Raw genomic sequence first — 19,698 nt, forward strand, 5'->3', positions numbered from 1 at the left:
AGCGCCAGCTTCATGTTGTTTGATTGCTCGGATAATTTGTTCTTCGGTGTAACGTTTTTTCATTTTGAGATCTCCATTGTCTCCAGTTTATTAGAAATCTCATCAAAGTCATGGTGTTAATTTTGGGAGAAAGGTCAATCTCAATTTTGATCAATTCAACTTGCAAATATGTATAACACACTGAAAAGTAAAGAATTAATATTTATGAAAATAAATATTATAATTTTCTATTAATTATTTTGACCCCATAAACAACTGAAAAAACATAAAATATTTTGTGATATTTTTTGAGTATACAAATATGCATATTTCTCGTAGTTATCGATTAAAGATCAAATATTGATTAAATAAATACATTTCGTATCATGATCTTCTCATGCCGCGTATCATAGTGGCGAATTTAACCTGAAAAAGTTCAAGATGAGACGCACGCATTAGATATGTTTTCATATCCATATTTATCTACCATAAATAATCAAGCAAAAAGCGAGGGTAGCTTATGAACACCACGTTAAAAAATTGGTACATTGTTGCTGTTATGGATGATAAGCAGTTAGTCGGAGCCTGTAAGAACCTACCTAGCGTTGGATCGTAAATCCGACTGTTCATATTGATACAGCGGATTTACGATCCTTAACTTATACTACTGGAAAGAATCCATATCGACCAATTTCCTTGTTCTTAGAAAAGTGGTAGTAAGTCATTTTTGGTTTCAAATCTTCATCTGGCTCTTGGTTCTCAAACACGATTATTTGCTTATCTTTAAACGAATCACAAAGATCAATGTAGAAAGCAAAAATCATATCTTTATGTAGTTGAACCTCATCATCATTCACATCATTGTCACCCGCTCGATAAGTGGTCAAGGGAGAATCCAGAATTACAAATTTTGGATGGCGTTCAAAATTAGACAAATATTCCATTAAGCCTAGTGAAAAAGCTGCATACGAAATTGCTCGGTATCCTTTACCAAAATGGGACCTTGGCTTACCACCAATTACTAAATCCCTAGTTTTCATATCAAAAGAAACGTCTTCATGTCCTGGAAATGACCAACGCTGTAAGATTGCACTAATGTTCTTACACAAGGCTGTTAACTCGGCACTAAAATCAGGAAATACGTATTTTGCAGTTCTGTCCTCAAGCTGGACACGCAATTCACCTATTTCTTTCAATAAGCTTTCACGAGAATCCACTATGGCTCTTTGTTTTAAAAATTCATTCTTTTTACTATTTAATAGCCGAATAGCTACGTTATAGTCCTTAAACTTCGAAGATATATTCCCTTCGATGATTTCCGATAGCTCTTTAACTGCTGCTTCTTTTTGAACTATCTCTTTTGCAAGAATTTGATACTCTTGCTTTAGATCCTCAATTGAATCAGTTAACCCTTTGACTTGAAATTTATTTTTATTAATTTCCGCCTCAGTGCTTTGCACTAATTGCTTTAGCTCTTTTACATCTTTTTCTTGTTCAAACTCTTGTCCGCAAGTAGGGCAATTCGCCATCTCGTATAGCTCAACAAAAGAAGCGGCTTCAGCTCCTGCCTCTAACCTTTCCAAGTCTGAGTTATATTTCTCAATTAAAAGGCTAAATCTCCCCTGTAGTAGAAGGTTTTCTTTTTCTGATTCACGTAATTTACTTAGCTCACCCCTGAATTTATTTCTTTTAGAATCAAGTTCACTATTGGCTTCAACCAGAGCGGTTAGTTCGTCTTGAGCCTTAGATAAAGATTCCTCTAACTCATTCAGTTCTGAGTCTAACTTTTCTGTTGTGGACTTTACTTCTTCATGGTTAGAAAATTTCTTGGCAACATATTCCTCCAAAGCTTTGACACGCGATTCTACAGCTCCTTCTGTATCTTGTTGTTGTTTCAACTCTTTAACCACTGAATCATCTGCACCAGTGAGTAAAGTTTTAAGTAGTGATGTTTATTGAGTATACTCTCGCTGGCCTTCACCCAGAGGTGAAGATTCGGTAATTATCCGTCCTTCATCGACCAAAAATAATTTACTCAGTACGCGCAATGTCAAAGAAGAGGTTTTTAAACTCTGTACACCGTTTACTAATACTTTGTCGTTTAAGCCCAATTTTCCGAGTATATGTGCCGATAGATTATTTTTTCCTTTGTGGCTTGGGTTTAAAACGATTGTTTCTGATTCTGTACCATCAGGCTCAAGTTCAATTAGAGTAACTTTAGGTTTGGTAGCTGATATCTCCCTTCGAAGAATAAAGCTTTCATTTTCGTCAACTTGAATTTCTGTTTCAACGGTATTGTAGCCTTTAGCTTCGACAATATTTTTAGGAGGTTCTTCACCACCAAAAATATACTGAAAACACTTTATGACATATGACTTACCAGTATCAGATGCACCAGCAACAACATTGAGTCCTTTATCGAAGCAAAGTTCAGCCTTCGGTTTGCCTTTTCCTATTACGGATATTCTTTTAATAATCATGCCGAACTAGATACTCCTTTTCTTAACTCCATTATTGGTATCTGGATAATCCGATTGTAATGCTCAGACAACCAACTTAATCGTTCCCAAATTTTGATGAAATAGCTCGAATTTAAGCAGCTAACAAAGCTATTTGTATTTTCATTCGCACAAAAAGATTTTCCACTTTCATCATAGTGAACATCAATTAGCCCTTTTTTAATAAAAAACAAAAGCGACTTAGGTAGCAGCTCTCTCCGTTGTGCAATTTCTGCCAAATGATTTGGGACAGCAGGATGAAGGTTTGATGGCCCATTAAATTCGCTTGAATACAATAGCGCGTAATCTAATAAGACCAATTCATCTATGTCGAATTTCTCACCTTCCATACTCGACAGTATTAGTGCGGCTCTAGTTGCCAATTCAACATCGCTATTAAATATCTGAGGGGCTTTAAGTTTTACTTGTTCCATTTTAAAGATCCTTTATTCACTAATTGATGGCAAGCGCCTTTCTTATCACGAATACTCATGTATAGATTTAATGGATGCGATGAAAATGAAACTTGTGTTACGTGACTCGATATAGCCAAATATTTATCCCAGCCATTGTTGTGAACCATCAGAACAAGGCTAGAAATTGCTTCATAACAATCTTCAAGCAAATTTTCGTATGTATCAGGAGGCATTGAGTCTCTGGAAAATTTTTCTAAGCTTTCTGCTGAATAGAAGTTTTTACGCGCACTTTTTAGTTCCGTCAAAAACTCAGGAAAGGCTTCTAAATCATCAACAGAATTCACCTGAGATTCTATAGACTCTATTGCCTTTAATAACTCTGCAATATATTTCAATTCATTACTTTGAATATCATTTGGAGGTGTTGCAGGGGCTGGTCGATCAAACTCTGATGCTCCAAATCTCCTTATGTAATAAGGAGTATGATTTTTATGTAATTCGATAAGCTTCAACTGTGGAATTTGATCAAATATTGTAAAATCAACATCATGCTCAACAAATTTAAGAAAATCACCTTCTAGCCTTACACTATTTTTCTTGGTGATTTTGTCTTTACACTTTTTATCCCAACCAGAAATAAGTTCTGCTTTCAGCTTATTAGAATCTTTAAGAGCATTAAGGCTAGCACCATTTAAGCCACTCTTAGCAACAAAGTAATATTTTGCAGGCATAGAAAAATGCCCTTGATGAGAGTGGTAGCAAAGCTTACCAATTTCTAAAAGAACATCTGTCAAATTCAATGGTGAGCTGTAATATTTACACTGAAAATTTTCCCAACTTCCATCTGGAGTGTAAGCAATAACATCACGCCCCATATCACCAGCTCCCCCAACCCGATTGACTCGCAAATATTGTGTTTTCCAATAAGTTGCTAGTTCACAAGTAAATTCTTCCCAATCGTCTTCGTCCATATGCTGTAATCGCTTTAATGGCGATATGACTTCGCCAGCTAAAGCTGATACTGCCGACAAGGGAGCATTGGCACTTTTTGGGGGTGGGATCTCGTTTTCTAGTTCCATCTATATATAAGTCATCCAAATTTAAAATTATTATTCTGTTTATTATCTTCCTATATTTCACTTAAAAAATATACCGTTAAAACAAGCATTAAATTTGCATTGATGTTATCTAGCAGCAGGGGTCGATTACTCGCAAGCGCGTTCAAGTTTGCGGTTGGTTACGTGGGTATAAACCATCCTAGTCGAGATGTCGGCATAACCTAAATATTCTTAGATTTGGCAAATCTCGGCACTGCCCTCAAGCATGTGAGTGGTTGCACAATCACGAATTTCGAATAGAAACAACCTATCTTTGGATCATAGTGTCGTGCCTACATATAATTTAGTACGAACTACGATCCAAAGAAATGGATTAATTAATCCTCTCTCAAAATGTTGGCATAAGCTTTCCAATCTATAGCTGCAACAGTTCCTAAGGTTTGAAGCTTAGCTAATAAATTAAACAAGAAATACATTAGATTATTGTTTGATTGATGCTTATCAAGTCCACTACTTTCACTAACAAAAGTACCACCTTCAAGAGAACACCCTATATCTAACAAGCTATTTGCCGTGGTTGGTAAGTTATTGTCAAATGACTTACTTTTTACTCCTTCAACCCAATCGCATCTCGCGGCCAATATACCGCAAATGATAGTGTGTGGTGTTTTAGGTGGTAAAGTTCCTGATGCAGTTGCTATCGGTACACTTGTTCTAATGAGATTTCGGACTGAGCTTGCTTTATTTCCAGCGTATTCCAAATATTCTTTGCTAATAGTCGGTTTACATTCAAATACAGCATACACTGCCTCGGCAGGAATATATTTGTGGCTTTGTTGAATTAATAACATCGGAGTGTACTGCGGATCGAAAATTACAATATCTATTTGATCACTTTTGTTTCCCTTGCTATCAATTATAATTGCTTTATCTACCCCATATCGCTTTGGCAAGTAATCACGTAGTACATCTATCCAACTACCTTCATGGATATCCCCTTTTGTCGGAGCATGTTCCACACCTCGCGAAGCCCGGTATAAATCATGGTGAAGATCTTTTTGCACATCCTCAAAAACTCCTTTTAACCAAATATCATTGCTCATTTACTGCCCCCGAATGGAGGTGTAGGTTGAATTGATAATGTAACTTCAATAGCCCTCTCTTTAGTAACTGGCTTATTTGGGAATGCATCCAAAATGATCGAGGGGACAAGCCGTTGAGTGATATCTGAAAACGAAAAACCATATGTTTTCTCGCTTGTTTCCCCAGTTATCTCAACAATTTTTTCAATAGTTCCATTATCTAAACCGAATGGAACTAATGTTTGCTCTAATACAGATTTGCGCTGCTCTGCACTTGGTCTCTTGAAAGGCAAAATCTCAGCAGCTCTTCTTTTAACCGCAGGGTCTAAGGCGTCTAACCTATTGGTACACATGATTACTGCGGCAGGTAAGACATCACTCGCCAATGAATCAATCCCCCTGATAAATGCATTAACTCCAGCCCGATCCTCATGGTGCATTTGTTCGGATTCTCTCGATTGTGCCAGCGCATCAGCTTCATCGATTAGAAGTATGACAGCTCCTCTAGATTTTCCTGATTCACTCTTATACTTTTTAGCCAAATCTTTTGTTTGTTGAAAAGCACTAGAAACTAATTGAGTCATTTCACCCACTCGACCTTGCCCTCTGGACGACAAGCTAAGCGGTAGCAAAGTAATATCTATCTTGTTTAGCCGAGCTACCTTATCACTTATGTTTTCTGCTAATGCTGTTTTTCCTGAACCAACATCTCCAGCAAGTACTATTAGAGGTGGCCTGCTTAATATCGGCTCTAAAACTTCATAATGATCCCCGTGGAATTTATTCAACCACTGCTCCATAGAACGCGGATCAATAAGAACGGACAACATTTTAGTTAACCTGATTTTATAGTCATCTAAGCCGATTAATCGATCTAACCTCATTTGTGCTTCATAATCGGGAAATTGCCGACTATTTTCAAACAGACTATTTACTTCGGTTGTCATCACGACTTAATAACTCCTTAATGATTTTCTGGATAAACTTTGCTCACCAGATGAATACGTTTTATCACTTTCATAGTAACCGGATGTACTGGGTTCATCACCTGTAACCCTCTGAACTGGCAAAGTTTTCTTAAAGCTGTCTCGTTCATTTTGGTTGAGTTCAAAGAATTTATTAGTGTAAGTAAGATAACTACAAAAGTAGGCATTGCTTACATCTGCATTTGCCCTTAGCGCTCCGGGTACATCATCAACACCATTACTTATTTGGCTAGCTGTATAACTAAAAGTAGGTTCAATCCATTTATCATCTCGTTGAAATCCAAATGTTACCGTGTCTAGATATCCATTTTTTATCAGTTGAGCAACTTCTTCTTCAAAATCCTCTATTTGCTTTGATGATGGCTTACCATAAAAACGCTGCATTCTCCTTAAATCTGCCGACACTTTAGCTGACATATGGCGGGCATGGGTAATTGTAAATGTATTGGTTGATGTTGACGTATAGCTACTACTCATAATTACCCCGTAAACGATGGCCCAAAGACCGATTGCCAATATTGGACTGTAAGTGTTTTGGTTGGAGCGAACTCAGCCGCGTCTATTGCATCACCAGCATCCATAGCCGCATTGACAATCAGATCTGCCTGATGTCGTGTATACAAGCTACTGACATTATTTTCTGTATTTACAGGATCAATTATCTGAATTGGATCGCTAAAATCTTTTACTTCAGAAGCTTTATAATAATCTTCAAAGATTATTTTTTGATCTAAATTCGATTTAACAATGTAAGTGAAAAACGCTTGAAGTGCCTCGACATAATCAGAAAAATCGACACCATTATCACTCAACTTCGCTAATATCATTTCGATCATGAACGACTTAAACCTGAACCCATCTATTTCATTTTTCTGCTTCCTAGCCCAGAATTTAACCAACCTTACAATTTGCGCATAGTGCTCTGGTTGTTGGTCTTTTCTCTTTTTTGCAAACTCTAAATGAAGGGGAATGCTTGTCTCTAAATATGAACCATCCATTTGGCTCACTAAGTATCCACGCCAATCAGCCTTTCCTTCATATATTATTGGCACAAGGTCAACGTCTAAACCGCTGCCTTTAAACGATACACATATGCTGTATGTTTGTCTTTTAATCTGATCATAACTAAAGTTGGGATACGCTTTTCGAATTTTTTCTTCCAAGTAATCAAGCAGATCATTCAAGGCTATATTTGAATCAACGCCACCAATGTAAACAGCTACATCAATATCATTTAGTGACCTAAGTGCAGTCCCTTTTGCCAAGCTACCTGATAACTGCATTCGTTTTAAAGCAAAGTCTGGGTGCTCCTTCAAATAATCCTGCAACTTTTCACGAAGATTACGAGCTTGTTTGCGAAACTTATCAGCCCTGTCTTTGGGCAAATTGACCTTATCCTTTGCAAAATCGCATAATGTTTTATGATTCACATGCTCCAGTGACATCCTTTCCCCTTACTTATTATTAGTATCAATAATAGAGTTATTGGGATTGGTTAAAAATTTATCAATCCTAAAGAGCAACTTTATTTTTAGATAGCAGAATGCGTATCAAAACAACCCGCTACCACCTTCAGCAGAAGGGTGAGTTGCTTCGTAAACTTCAGATAACTTTTTACGAGTTACGTGAGTATAAAATTGTGTAGTAAGGATGCTAGCTGCCCCAGCATTTCTTGAATGTGGCGAAGATCATCGCCATTATCTAACATCGTTGTCGCTGTGTTGTGTCGGTATAGGTGGCACGCCCCACTACGGTCAAGACCTGCAAGTTTGGCATACTGAGATGCCATATCAGACAACTTACCCGGCACATAGAGTTTGCCTTTGTAAACCATAAACAGTGCCTTTCCAGATCCGATGAAGGCAAACATTGTGCGAATCTTATCAATATAAAAAACTAACCACTCACATCCACGCAAACAGATTGGCACCAAACGTTCTTTTTTACCTTTGCCGTGAACGCGAACCAACTAAATTGAAGTAGAGAGTAATATATCTGATAGTCAAAACAAAAAAGGTGAGCAAAATGCTCACCTTTTGAAAGTTGTGTTAACCCACTTAAATAAGTTAACCATCTTAATTAAAACGTTAACCCACTTAATTACATGATCACAACACCAATTACTCGTCGCGATACGTATCTACCGCTGGGCAAGAGCACAGTAGGTTACGGTCGCCGTATACGTCATCGATACGGGTCACCGTTGGCCAGAACTTATCTTTTGCCACACTCGGTACTGGGAAGGCCGCTTCGAAGCGGTCATATGCACGGTTCCAGTCGCTGCTTAGTACATCGGCTTGGGTATGCGGAGCATTCACCAGTGGGTTATCTTCGATAGACCATTCACCCGAGGCGATCTTCTCGATTTCGCCTTTAATTGCCACCATCGCTTCGATAAAGCGATCAATCTCAACTTTTGATTCCGACTCTGTCGGCTCAACCATTAAGGTGCCGGCAACCGGGAACGACATAGTTGGTGAGTGGAAACCATAGTCCTGTAGGCGTTTGGCGACGTCCATTTCACTGATGCCCGTGGCGTCTTTTAAAGGACGCAGGTCAATAATACACTCGTGTGCAACACGGTCATTACGGCCACGGTATAAAATTGGGAAGTGCTCGCTAAGTGTCTGCGCAAGGTAGTTAGCATTAACAATGGCGGTTTCGGTCGCTTGGCGCAAGCCTTCGCTGCCCATCATAGCAATGTATGCCCATGAGATAGGTAGAATCGCCGCTGAGCCATAAGGCGCCGCTGATACCGCGCCATTATCAACACTCGTGCCAGGCACGTTGATCACGCTGTGATTTGGCATAAATGGCGCAAGGTGCGATTTAACACCGATTGGACCCACACCTGGGCCACCGCCACCGTGCGGAATACAGAAGGTCTTATGCAGGTTTAGGTGCGATACATCAGAGCCAATTGAGCCCGGGCTTGTGACCCCCACCTGTGCATTCATGTTGGCGCCGTCCATATAGACTTGGCCGCCGTGCTGGTGCACGATATCACAAATATCACGAATGGTTTCTTCGTATACACCGTGCGTCGATGGGTAAGTGATCATGATGCAAGATAGATTTTCCGATACCTCGGCCGCTTTGGCTTTCAGGTCGTCCATATCGACGTTACCTTGCTTATCGCAATCAACAACAACAATTTTCATGCTCGCCATTTGCGCTGAAGCAGGGTTAGTACCGTGGGCAGAGCTTGGGATCAAGCATACGTTACGGTGACCTTCGCCGCGTGACTCGTGGTATTTACGAATGGCGATAAGGCCTGCGTACTCACCCTGAGCACCGGAGTTTGGCTGCATTGATACGGCATCGTAGCCAGTAATATCAACCAGCCAGTCGTGCAGCTCACCAATCATGATCTGATAGCCTTCGGCTTGATCCAGCGGGCAGAATGGGTGCAAGTTTGCAAACTCCGGCCACGTAATCGGGATCATCTCGGCGGTCGCGTTTAGCTTCATGGTGCATGAACCTAAAGAGATCATTGAGTGGTTAAGCGCTAAGTCTTTATTCTCTAGGCGCTTAATGTAGCGCAGCATTTCTGTTTCACTATGGTACGAGTTGAAGTTCGGGTGCGTTAGCACTTCGTCATCACGTACTAGGCTAGCTGGGATAGACTGCGAACCATTGGCGCTGATTTGTGCGTCAAGGGCTGCCACATCAAGGCCATGACCTTCACCCAGAATGATATCGAATAGTTCAACAATGTCTTCACGAGTGGTGGTCTCAGACACCGATACCGAATACTCGCCCGCGTGGTTGGTGGCAAAGTTCACTTCAGCAGCCACTGCACGTGCAACCACCTCTTCTTTGTTCTGTGCCACAACCGTGATGGTGTCGAACCAAGTGTCGTGCTTAAGCGTGACGCCTTTCTCCTTAAGCCCAGCAGCTAGAATGTCAGCAAAGCGGTGGATACGCTCGGCGATGGTTTTAAGGCCTTCTGGACCGTGGTAAACCGCGTAGAACGCTGCCATGTTCGCCAGTAACACCTGTGCAGTACAAATGTTTGAGTTGGCTTTTTCACGGCGGATATGCTGCTCACGAGTTTGCATCGCCATGCGCAGTGCATCATTACCAAGGCGGTCTTTTGATACACCGATGATACGACCTGGCAATGAACGCTTGTATTTGTCACGTGTGGTGAAGAAAGCGGCGTGAGGGCCACCATAACCCATTGGCACACCAAAGCGCTGCGCTGAACCAAGTACTACGTCGGCACCTAGTTTACCCGGCGCTTTAAGTAGCATCAGGGCCATGATGTCTGCTGCAACACAGGCCAGTGCTTTTTTGTCTTGTACCGCCGCGATAAGATCAGTTAAGTCAACGACTTCACCACTGGTTGTTGGGTACTGGAATAAGGCACCAAAGATGTCATGGTTAGCCGCTTCCTGAGCAGGGCCAATGATAATGTCAAAACCAAATTGCTCGGCACGAGTTTTAACCACATCGATGGTTTGTACGTGCACATCGTCGGCGATAAAGAAGCTGTTCGCTTTTTTCGCTTTGGCAACACGCTTAGCAAGCGCCATGGCCTCAGCTGCCGCCGTTGCTTCATCGAGCAAAGAAGCGCTCGCTAAATCTAGGCCAGTCAAATCCATCGACATAGTTTGGAAGTTTAATAGTGACTCCAAACGCCCTTGCGCAATCTCTGGCTGATAAGGTGTATAGGCTGTGTACCATCCTGGGTTTTCCAAAACGTTACGCAGGATCACATGAGGTACATGGGTGGGGTGATAGCCCTGACCAATGTAAGATTTAAATACTTTGTTTTTGCTCGCTACTGACTTTAAGTAGCTCAGCGTTTCAACCTCAGTGCGGCTTTCACCAATTTGCAGGCCGTTCTCAAGACGAATGCTGGCAGGAACGGTTTGTTCCATCAGCTGTTCAACACTCGATACTCCAAGAGCGCTTAGCATGTCGCTCATTTGCGCCGGGCTTGGGCCAATATGACGACGAATAAAATCTTGCTTTTGCTCTAACTGCTCAAGAGATTTGGCATTTGACATGTGTCCAGATTCCTATGATCCAAGAAATTAACGCGGCCTAGTGAGGGGTTATGGCCTACATGCAGGCACGTCACTAAACCTGTAAAGGTGCCGATATGGCGGCACAACTTAAAAAGCCCCGAAACGGGGCTTTTTGGGGCCGGGGCCCTACCGACGCTTATTCGTCGTCGATGCTATTTTGATACGCTTCGGCATCAAGCAGGTTGCTCAGCTCTGATTCGTCAGAGGCTTTAATGCGGAACAACCAGCCGTCACCGTAAGAGTCATTGTTGACCGTTTCTGGTGCGTCTTCTAACTCTTCGTTAATGGCAACAATTTCACCACCAATTGGCGCGTAAATGTCTGAAGCTGCTTTAACAGACTCTGCAACGGCACAGTCTTCGCCAGCGTCAACTTCATCGCCCACTTCAGGCAGCTCTACGAATACCATATCACCCAAAAGCTCTTGCGCGTGCTCGGTGATACCTACAGTGAAAGTGCCGTCGCCTTCAGGACGAACCCATTCGTGTGACGGGGCGTACTTTAACTCGCTTGGAATGTTGCTCATTATCTGTTCCTTTGGTGTTAAGTTTAAATTCTTATACTACGGCTTTACCTTGACGCACAAAGCAAGGTTTAACCACTTTAACATTGACTAATTTTTTACGCATTTCTACCTGCGCGGTCTCGCCGATGTCACGCGGTACGCGAGCAAGGGCAATACTGTGACCAAGCGTTGGTGAGAACGAACCCGAGGTGATCACCCCTTCGCCGGCATCGCTCACTACTTTTAAGCCACCACGTAACACGCCTTTTTCTTCCAGCACTAAGCCAACCAGCTTATGAGTGCTCTTTTCGGCGCGCTGCTGTTCAACGACCTCACGGCCTACGAATTGACGCTCAGCAGGTTCCCAAGCGATGGTCCAAGCCATGTTCGCAGCCAATGGCGAAACGCTCTCATCCATATCTTGACCGTATAGGTTCATACCAGCTTCTAGGCGCAAGGTATCACGAGCACCCAAGCCTGCTGGGGCAACACCGGCATCAAGCAGTTGCTGCCATAGCTCGGCTGCTTGCTCGTTAGGGACGACAATTTCGTAACCATCTTCGCCAGTATAGCCTGTTGTAGCGATAAATAAATCACCCGCTTGAACACCAAAAAACGGCTTCATATCAGCAACGGCTTGCTGCTGCTCGGCGCTTAAGATAGTGGCCGTTTTGGCTTTAGCATTAGGACCCTGTACGGCAATCATGGCGTATTCTGGACGCTCGGTCACGGTCACACTGAAGCCGTCCGCTACTTTAGCCATGTGCGCCAAATCTTTGTCGCGAGTCGCTGAATTAACAACAAGGCGATATTCATTCTCGCTGAAGTAGTAAATGATTAGGTCATCCACTACACCGCCCTGCTCGTTAAGCATTCCGGTGTACAAAGCTTTGCCTGCTACTGTCAGTTTAGCAACATCATTGGCAACCAGCTTTTGCAAAAATGCCTTGGCGTCATCGCCTTGCACGTCAACAATGGTCATATGTGATACGTCGAACATACCGGCATCAGTGCGCACCGCTTTGTGTTCTTCGATTTGCGAACCGTAGTTAATCGGCATATCCCAGCCGTGGAAATCGACCATTTTAGCACCTGCTTCAAGGTGCTTGGCGTGTAGAGGTGTTTTAGAAGACATAATATTCCTTCACGTTTTACAAACCCAGTATGGTGGGCGTGGCCTCGTTGTTCGAGGGGGAATAACATGGGCCGCGATTATACATAAGTTATGCGCCGCTGGCACCCAAATTAACATTTACTTTTCACACATTAAAACAGTAATGCGTACACTATGTTGTACTCACACTAGGCTGCATCAGCCTTGGGGTTAAAGTGTGCATCAACAAGTTGCTGCTTGAGTGTATCAAGCGCTGAACTGCGCGCAAATACGCGGTAGAACTGTTGCTCGGCGGCACTGGCAACAACAAAATAATCATTTCGTTGCACACCGTAATGTTGCTCAACACGACCAAGGGCCATGCCGCTAAACAAACTAAACTGGTGTTGCAGAAAGTCGCAGGCTGCCGGGCCCTGAAAATGGAGGCTTTGTAACTCTGGGCGCGGTAATACGTCAACATCAAAACGCTCGCTGGCGCTATTGAGTATGGGCATCAATTTATCTGCTTCTGTGGTCACTAGACGCAATGCGCTGTCGCTAAAGAAAAAGGCATCAAAGCTCACTGTATCAAGCTGGTAACGAACTGCCATGCCTGGCTGCTTGGCCCAGTTAAGGGTACAGTCACGTAAACTCTTTAAGAATAACAGCACTTCACTGCCGCCTAAATCGATGACTTGTTCGTGAGCACTGACAAAGGTATTGCTCGAGGCACTGTTAACGCCTTGATGGCGAGCAAAGAATACCGACTGAATAGCCATAGCTGTTTCTACTTCCTAGCACTAAACTGAGGGCAGTATAGAGCTGGGCTAAATTAACAACAAATTGTAATTTTTTATCGATTGATAAATAATTGCAATGTATAAAACCTTTTAAATTGGCTTTATTAATATGAAAAATATCCCTACCGACAGTCTGCGCACGCTAGTGACCGTAGTTGAAGTCGGCGGTTTCGCCAAAGCGGGTGAGCTGCTCGGGCTGTCGCAACCCGCCGTGAGTTTGCAAATAAAGCGCTTAGAGGAGCTGCTCGGGCGTAAGCTATTCAAAAAGCAAGGCCAACGGCAGATTCTTAACCATCAAGGCGAGCAACTGTTGCCGCTGGCAAAACAAATGCTCAAAGATAATGACGCCATTTTACAGTTGTTTAGTAACGAAACCATCACCGGTAAGGTGCGTTTGGGGATCCCCAGTGAATTTGCCGCCAGTATTTTACCGGCTATCATCGGTGACTTTGTGTCGTTGTACCCCGATGTTTCACTGGAAGTAAAATCTGAGCTCAGCAAACAGTTGATGCATGTGAGTAATCGTGACGAATTTGATTTAGTGCTCACCCTAGTGGAGCAACTGGACAACCCGCATTACCCGAGCTTTTTACAAGATGATTTGGTGTGGGTCGGTAATACCCCCGCTAAGCTTACCGAGCCGGTCACCTTGGTTGTGGCGCCACAGGGATGTATTTATCGCCGCCGCGCGATTGAAGCGCTGGAGCAAGCCGGTGTATCTTGGCGTATTGTTTACACCAATGCCGATTTAACCGGCCTCACAGCAGCCATAAAAGAGCAGCTTGGGGTTACCGTACTCGCTCGTAAAACCGTGCCCGAAGAGCTGCCCTACACCGCTAACTCCGATGTATTGCCGGCACTGGGCCAGGTTGGGATCAGCCTTATCAAACGTGGTCAGGAGTCTTTGCAAGCCATTGATAAACTCGCCGAGTTTATCACTTTACGATTGAGCTAACGGCGTTGTCCTAGGGCTTGCTCAGCAAAAGCTTGCTTTAATGGCGCTATCTCGTTAACCGCGCTTAAGCCCAGGCCGCGCACTATTTTTTTCACTGGATTATCACCTGCGAACAGCCCTTTGAGTGCGCCCATAGTGGCAATGTGCTTTTGCGCATCGAGCTTACGCTCACGCTCATAGGTACGCAATGCTCGCGCTGTGGCGGTCATTGAATCAGTCAGTGCGTCACTAATAAGCGCACTCAGTCGTGCCGCATCTTGCAGGCCTAGGTTCATGCCGAGTCCTGCCAAAGGGTGAATGGTATGGGCGGCATCGCCAACCAACACAACACGTTCTTTCACCCATTGCCGGGCATAGCGCATAGTCAGCGGGAACACCGCTCGCGCTGATTGCACGGTGCATAATCCGCATTGACCATCAAACGCAGCAAACAAGGCTTTATTGAACTCTTGCTCACTCATGTTTTGGTAAGTGGCGGCCTGCTGTGGTGAGCAGGACCAAACAATAGAATGGTACTGGGGATCAGCCAGTGGTAAAAAGGCAAGCGGGCCGTCGCTTAAAAATACCTGTCGCGCACAGTTATCATGGGGCTGTGCCGTTTTTACTGTGGCTACCAGGGCATGATGACCATAATCTTTAAAGGTAATAGGCAGATTGAAGCGCTGGCGTACTCCCGAATTGGCCCCGTCGGCGGCAATTAACAGCTCACTCATCACCGGCGTACCATCGGTTAAGGTAATAAGCACATTATTATCACCTTGATGGATGTCTTGATAGGCGGTGTTAAAAAGCAGGGTAACGTTATCTTGGCGCTCTAGCTTTTCCACCAATGCCCGGTGGATCACATCATTTTCGATGATATGACCCAGATGGCTCACATCGTACTCCTCGCTGGCAAAGTGAATATGCGCAAAGCTATCTTTATCGCGCACGTCCATTTGCGTGTAAGGAGTCATGCGTTGCGCGGCTATACCCTGCCACACACCCAACTCCCGAAATAGCGCTTCACTGGCGTGGTTAATAGCACTCACGCGCAACCCAAACTCCTCACTCAGCGGCTCACTACTACCTTTGGCGTCGATAACGGCCACAGAGATGCCTTTTAAGCTCAGTGCCAGCGCCGTGCTTAAGCCTACACAACCACCGCCAACAATGGCTACTTTTGCCTGGTGCATATTAATTAAATCCCATCAATTGTTTTGCTAGAGGTTGGCGCAGCGAACTACATAATTGCATCGTACTGAGGCCAACACTACGCCCTAAAGCAAGGGTACGCGAGCCATTGGAAAACAGCCGCACTAACGAGTCGGTAAGCTGCATCACTCGGCGAACATCGTTTAGACGAGCACGGCTGTAACCTTGAGTAAAATGATAATTCCCCAAGCTATGTGCATCAGCATAGCGAATACGCTGCGCTAATTCTTTGATATCACGCAGGCCAAGGTTGAAACCCTGCCCAGCGATAGGGTGAATGGCGTGGGCAGCATTTCCTATTACCACGGTGCGATGGCTGCTCAGGCTTTGTGCTTGGCCAAAGCTTAACGGGTACACGCTACGCTCTCCCACTTGGGTAAAGAGCCCAGCTCGGTAGCCAAACTCCTGTTGCAAGGCAGCGGTAAACTCCGCCGCACTTAGTTGTTGCATGGTGTGTAGCTTCTGTGGATTATCGCACCATACTAATGAATAGCGGCTTTGTGACATAGGCAACAGCGCTATAGGGCCGTGCTCAGTAAAGCGCTCAAAAGCATGGTGGTGGTGCCCACCTTGGACTTGGACGTTAGCGATCAGCGCGTGCTGCTCATACTGTGTGGTAGGAAAATCTATATGCACTAATGAGCGCGTTGGCGACTGCGCACCGTCCGCTATCACCACTAGCTTAGCCCCTAACTGCGTGCCACAATCAAGAGTAACGCAGTTGTAATCAGCATGCAGTGTTATATCACTCACGCGCGACGGGCAATGCCAAGCTAACTGGCTGTGCTCTTTTGCGGCATGCGTAAGTCGCTGACCCCAAGGGCGAACCTCAACAACATAACCCAATGCATCGAGCTGATAGTCGTGATGATGGATTTGCGTTTTACCAAAGTGACCACGATCTGAGACCTGCACATGCTTGATCGCGCTGGCATAGTCCACAGTGGTGTCAAACAGCTGATGTTGCTGCAAATACGCCACGGAATCCGCTGCCAAAGCGATACAGCGATCATCAAAGCTGGGATGGTAGCTTTGTAATTCGTGGGCTTCAATAACAGCAATACTCAGCTTGGGGCATTGCTGCATAAGAATGTTAGCCAGTGTGCTTCCAACAAGCCCACCGCCAACAATAACAACATCAGTGTGCTGCACCCTTTAACTCTCCTGCATTAATGCTTCTATAGCGGCAATGTCTTTTGGTACGCTGGCACTGAGGTTTTCGTGCCCTTTTTCTGTCACCAGAACATCGTCTTCGATACGGATACCAATACCGCGATATTGCTCCGCCACCAGCGCATCCTCGGCAATGTAGAGACCTGGCTCTATGGTCAGCACCATGCCAGGGGCAAACTCACGATCCTGCTCATCTTTTTTATATTCACCCACATCGTGCACGTCGAGCCCTAACCAGTGGCCGAGACCATGCATGTAAAACGCGCGAAACGCTTGGCTTTCCACAAGCTCATCGACATTACCTTCAAGTAGACCTAGTTTCACCAGCCCTTCGGTCAACATGCGGTTTACCACTTTAGCTGCTTGCGCGAGGGTGTTTCCAGGTTTAACGACCTCTAATGCGGCAAGCTGAGCATCCAGTACCACTTGATAGAGGGCTTTTTGCGCAGCATTAAAGCGACCATTAACCGGGAAGGTTCGGGTGATATCGGCTGCATAACCGTCGAGCTCGCATCCCGAGTCTATCAATATCAAGTCGCCATCTTTTAAGGTCGACTCATTTTCGGTGTAATGCAAAATAGTGGCATTGTCACCACTGCCGACAATAGTGCCGTAAGCGGGGTGACGAGCTCCATTCATAGCATAATGGTGATGCAACTCCGCCTCTAATTGGTACTCGGTGGCACCGGGTTTTGCAAAACGCATAGCGCGCTCATGAGCCTCGGCACTAATTTTTGCAGCGCGGCGCATAATGGCTATTTCCGCGTCTGATTTAAACAGGCGCATTTCATGTACTAAAGTGCGAATATCACGGATCACTTCAGGGGCGCGATAACCTTTTTTGGGGGCGCCACGTAAGGTGTTTAAAAGCGCGAGTACTTGGTTATCTACGTCACTGTAAACACCTTGACCGTAGTACAAGGTACTTTTTTGATTAACGGCATCAAGCAGGCCTTGCTCCAGCTCCGCTAGGGTATAAGCCTCATCCACCGGCAGCTGCTGTTTGGCGGCATCAGCGCCTAAGCGTCGGCCATGCCAAATTTCAGCGCTTTTATCTTTGGCGCGACAATAAAGTATCGACTTCTGCTGCTCGCCATTGACCAGCACCAACATGGCATCTGGTTCGTTGAACCCTGTTAAATAGAAAAAGTCGCTGTCTTGGCGAAACGGAAATTCGGTGTCGCGGCTGCGCGTGATTTCTTTGGCCGCCGGGATCAGGGCCACGGAATTAGTTTTCATTTGCGCCAATAACCGCTGCTGACGCATTAGGTATTCGTTTTTGCTAATAGTCATTAGTGTAAAGTCTTTGATGTTTGTGCAGTGTTTTCATGCTTACCCAGTTCGGAGAAGCACAACATAGCCGATACGCGCACGTACTCAAGCACTTCGTGTAATGCTTGTTTATCTTCTTCTGTTTCATCAAAGTGGGTATCGAGGCGGCTGATTTCAGTGAAGTCTTGGATCACTTCTTTGACATCGCCGGAGATCTTGCCGTAGTCCTGCTGTTTTAAGCCAAAACCAAGTAAAAAGCCATTGACCCAGGCAACCAAGGCATTCGCTTGGTCGATAAGGCTGTCTTCTTCGTCGGGCAATAGCATCTCAAACTGTAACTGTTCATTGGTGAAACTCTCTACCACCTGGGTATAGAGTTCACTAAGCCAGTGTTTAAGGTTTTTCTCAAAACTGATACCGTCGTTCAGCACATCACACAACAGCCCTTGGTAGTCTTTCTCTTCAATATCGACACCACAGGCTAACAACCCAGTGATAATGCCATGGACTTCAGCCGGCATTACAAAAATATCATTACTCTCGAGAAGTTGCTGTGCTTGTTGGTAGGTACGTTGGTCGCTCATGATAGGCTCGCGTATGACGAAATATTTTAAATTACAGTTATTAATGCTACCACTGCTGCGAGGCCGACTCCACAGTATTGTATGACAGCGATCAAATATCCAGCACTTGATCAGGCTCTCGCTTACTTTAACAGCAAATGACGTGATAATTTGTAACTGAGGCTGTATCCCTAGGCCTGTGTCTTATATACTGAAAGAGTTCCCTAGCTTGTTGGCCAGCGAATGATGTCCCTGAGCCGATAAACTTTGATTAGGAACACATCTTGTGGGCTACTGTGCAAGCTCGGCATGTACCGAGAAGCCTACGGTCTACAGGTGTCTTCCGCCTTGAACCTTAGGGTTCAAGGGCTGATATTCGCAGCCGCAACGCCGGGGAACACTCCTCCTTTATTACTTCCTTATATCTAGAATCCCTATTTTAATTTTAAGCCTTAGAGAGGCTTTGTTGTAGGTCAGGGTTCTACCCTGACAAAGTTGCTACAAGGCTAAAGCCTTGCCTACAGGTATGGTGATAAGTGTTCCGCTGTGTTGTGGGTCAGGATTTATCCTGACTAGGATGATGCAAGGCTGAAGCCTTGCCTACAGGAAACAGTCTCTAACGGGTGTCTCGATCTGTTGTAGGTCAGGATTAATCCTGACAAAGTTGCTACAAGGCTAAAGCCTTGCCTACAGGTGTGGTGATCGGTGGCGCTATGTTGTAGGTCGGGGTTTACCCTGACTAGGATGATGCAAGGCTGAAGCCTTGCCTACACGCATAAAAAAACCCGCTGCATCTCTGCAACGGGTTTCTCTTAATAAGGCCCTGACGATGTTCTACTTTCACATGGGCGAACCCACACTATCATCGACGCTGTTTCGTTTCACTTCTGAGTTCGGCATGGAGTCAGGTGGTTCCAAAACGCTATGTTCGTCAGGAAAATCTTTAAAATTCTTTTCGCTCTAAAAAACCCGCTGCACTTCTGCAACGGGTCTCTCTAATTAGGAGCCTGGTGATGACCTACTTTCACATGGGCGAACCCACACTATCATCGGCGCAGTTCCGTTTCACTTCTGAGTTCGGCATGGGG

Annotated in this window: 18 protein-coding genes, 1 rRNA gene and 1 other RNA gene; 2 read left to right on the top strand and 18 right to left on the bottom strand. The window is 44.5% G+C overall.

Features of this window, described 5'->3' with window-relative positions:
• Positions 1–638: 638 nt before the first annotated feature.
• The 13 genes from MHM89_RS18615 to MHM89_RS18675 form a co-directional block, all read right to left on the bottom strand.
• Positions 639–1,877: a hypothetical protein gene (locus tag MHM89_RS18615; RefSeq protein ID WP_239409450.1), complete on the bottom strand. Its 1,239-nt coding sequence runs from the start codon at positions 1,875–1,877 to the stop codon at positions 639–641.
• A 54-nt stretch (positions 1,878–1,931) separates the two neighbouring features.
• Entirely contained in the window at positions 1,932–2,459 is a 528-nt protein-coding gene (locus MHM89_RS18620) for an AAA family ATPase (protein ID WP_239409451.1), read from the bottom strand.
• On the bottom strand, positions 2,456–2,911 hold the full coding sequence (locus MHM89_RS18625; RefSeq protein ID WP_239409452.1) for an ABC-three component system middle component 2: 456 nt from the start codon (positions 2,909–2,911) through the stop codon (positions 2,456–2,458). Before MHM89_RS18625 ends, MHM89_RS18620 begins: the two co-directional genes overlap by 4 nt.
• A complete protein-coding gene (locus tag MHM89_RS18630) occupies positions 2,899–3,972 on the bottom strand; it encodes an ABC-three component system protein (protein WP_239409453.1) in 1,074 nt (357 codons plus the stop codon). The genes MHM89_RS18625 and MHM89_RS18630 overlap by 13 nt, the downstream gene beginning before the upstream one ends.
• A 356-nt stretch (positions 3,973–4,328) precedes the next feature.
• Positions 4,329–5,054, bottom strand: a complete 726-nt coding sequence (locus MHM89_RS18635; protein ID WP_239409454.1) for a DUF6602 domain-containing protein — start codon at positions 5,052–5,054, stop codon at positions 4,329–4,331.
• Positions 5,051–5,980, bottom strand: a complete 930-nt coding sequence (locus MHM89_RS18640; RefSeq protein ID WP_239409460.1) for an AAA family ATPase — start codon at positions 5,978–5,980, stop codon at positions 5,051–5,053. The genes MHM89_RS18635 and MHM89_RS18640 overlap by 4 nt, the downstream gene beginning before the upstream one ends.
• 6 nt (positions 5,981–5,986) lie before the next feature.
• Positions 5,987–6,496 carry a hypothetical protein gene (locus tag MHM89_RS18645; RefSeq protein ID WP_239409455.1) on the bottom strand — a complete coding sequence of 170 codons (510 nt, stop codon included), beginning with the start codon at positions 6,494–6,496 and terminating at the stop codon, positions 5,987–5,989.
• A 2-nt stretch (positions 6,497–6,498) separates the two neighbouring features.
• The gene (locus MHM89_RS18650; protein ID WP_239409456.1) at positions 6,499–7,464 is read right to left on the bottom strand and encodes a CBASS oligonucleotide cyclase; all 966 of its coding nucleotides are present in this window, start codon (positions 7,462–7,464) and stop codon (positions 6,499–6,501) included.
• A 176-nt stretch (positions 7,465–7,640) separates the two neighbouring features.
• Positions 7,641–7,949: a tyrosine-type recombinase/integrase gene (locus MHM89_RS18655; RefSeq protein WP_239409461.1), complete on the bottom strand. Its 309-nt coding sequence runs from the start codon at positions 7,947–7,949 to the stop codon at positions 7,641–7,643.
• Between the two features lie 190 nt (positions 7,950–8,139).
• A complete protein-coding gene (gene gcvP, locus MHM89_RS18660; protein WP_045980653.1) occupies positions 8,140–11,034 on the bottom strand; it encodes an aminomethyl-transferring glycine dehydrogenase in 2,895 nt (964 codons plus the stop codon).
• Positions 11,035–11,191: 157 nt separating this feature from the next.
• Positions 11,192–11,581 carry a glycine cleavage system protein GcvH gene (gene gcvH / locus MHM89_RS18665; RefSeq protein ID WP_022946239.1) on the bottom strand — a complete coding sequence of 130 codons (390 nt, stop codon included), beginning with the start codon at positions 11,579–11,581 and terminating at the stop codon, positions 11,192–11,194.
• 31 nt (positions 11,582–11,612) lie between these two features.
• Positions 11,613–12,695 carry a glycine cleavage system aminomethyltransferase GcvT gene (gcvT, locus tag MHM89_RS18670; protein WP_022946240.1) on the bottom strand — a complete coding sequence of 361 codons (1,083 nt, stop codon included), beginning with the start codon at positions 12,693–12,695 and terminating at the stop codon, positions 11,613–11,615.
• A gap of 167 nt (positions 12,696–12,862) precedes the next feature.
• Entirely contained in the window at positions 12,863–13,432 is a 570-nt protein-coding gene (locus MHM89_RS18675) for a hypothetical protein (protein ID WP_045980654.1), read from the bottom strand.
• Positions 13,433–13,562: 130 nt separating this feature from the next.
• Between MHM89_RS18675 and MHM89_RS18680 the strand changes: the two genes are divergently transcribed.
• Positions 13,563–14,408, top strand: coding sequence for a LysR substrate-binding domain-containing protein (locus MHM89_RS18680; protein ID WP_045980655.1), 846 nt, complete (start codon positions 13,563–13,565; stop codon positions 14,406–14,408).
• Here the strand turns inward: MHM89_RS18680 and MHM89_RS18685 are convergent.
• From MHM89_RS18685 to MHM89_RS18700, 4 genes are read right to left on the bottom strand one after another with little or no spacing between them, the layout of a single operon-like run.
• The gene (locus MHM89_RS18685; RefSeq protein WP_239409457.1) at positions 14,405–15,583 is read right to left on the bottom strand and encodes an FAD-dependent oxidoreductase; all 1,179 of its coding nucleotides are present in this window, start codon (positions 15,581–15,583) and stop codon (positions 14,405–14,407) included. The two genes, MHM89_RS18680 and MHM89_RS18685, sit on opposite strands and share 4 nt — an antisense overlap.
• A 1-nt stretch (position 15,584) precedes the next feature.
• Positions 15,585–16,754: a 2-octaprenyl-6-methoxyphenyl hydroxylase gene (gene ubiH, locus MHM89_RS18690; RefSeq protein ID WP_239409458.1), complete on the bottom strand. Its 1,170-nt coding sequence runs from the start codon at positions 16,752–16,754 to the stop codon at positions 15,585–15,587.
• Between the two features lie 3 nt (positions 16,755–16,757).
• Positions 16,758–18,068, bottom strand: a complete 1,311-nt coding sequence (gene pepP / locus MHM89_RS18695) for a Xaa-Pro aminopeptidase (protein WP_239409459.1) — start codon at positions 18,066–18,068, stop codon at positions 16,758–16,760.
• Positions 18,068–18,631 (bottom strand): UPF0149 family protein, encoded by a 564-nt coding sequence (locus MHM89_RS18700; RefSeq protein WP_022946246.1) that lies wholly within the window; start codon positions 18,629–18,631, stop codon positions 18,068–18,070. Before MHM89_RS18700 ends, pepP begins: the two co-directional genes overlap by 1 nt.
• A 197-nt stretch (positions 18,632–18,828) precedes the next feature.
• Between MHM89_RS18700 and ssrS the strand changes: the two genes are divergently transcribed.
• Positions 18,829–19,011, top strand: a non-coding RNA gene (gene ssrS / locus MHM89_RS18705) — 6S RNA.
• Between the two features lie 420 nt (positions 19,012–19,431).
• On the opposite strand, the gene rrf is transcribed toward ssrS, so the two are convergent.
• Positions 19,432–19,546 (bottom strand): 5S ribosomal RNA (gene rrf, locus MHM89_RS18710).
• Positions 19,547–19,698 lie beyond the last annotated feature (152 nt).

This window comes from Pseudoalteromonas sp. CNC9-20, from assembly GCF_022347875.1.
Lineage (GTDB): Bacteria > Pseudomonadota > Gammaproteobacteria > Enterobacterales > Alteromonadaceae > Pseudoalteromonas > Pseudoalteromonas ruthenica.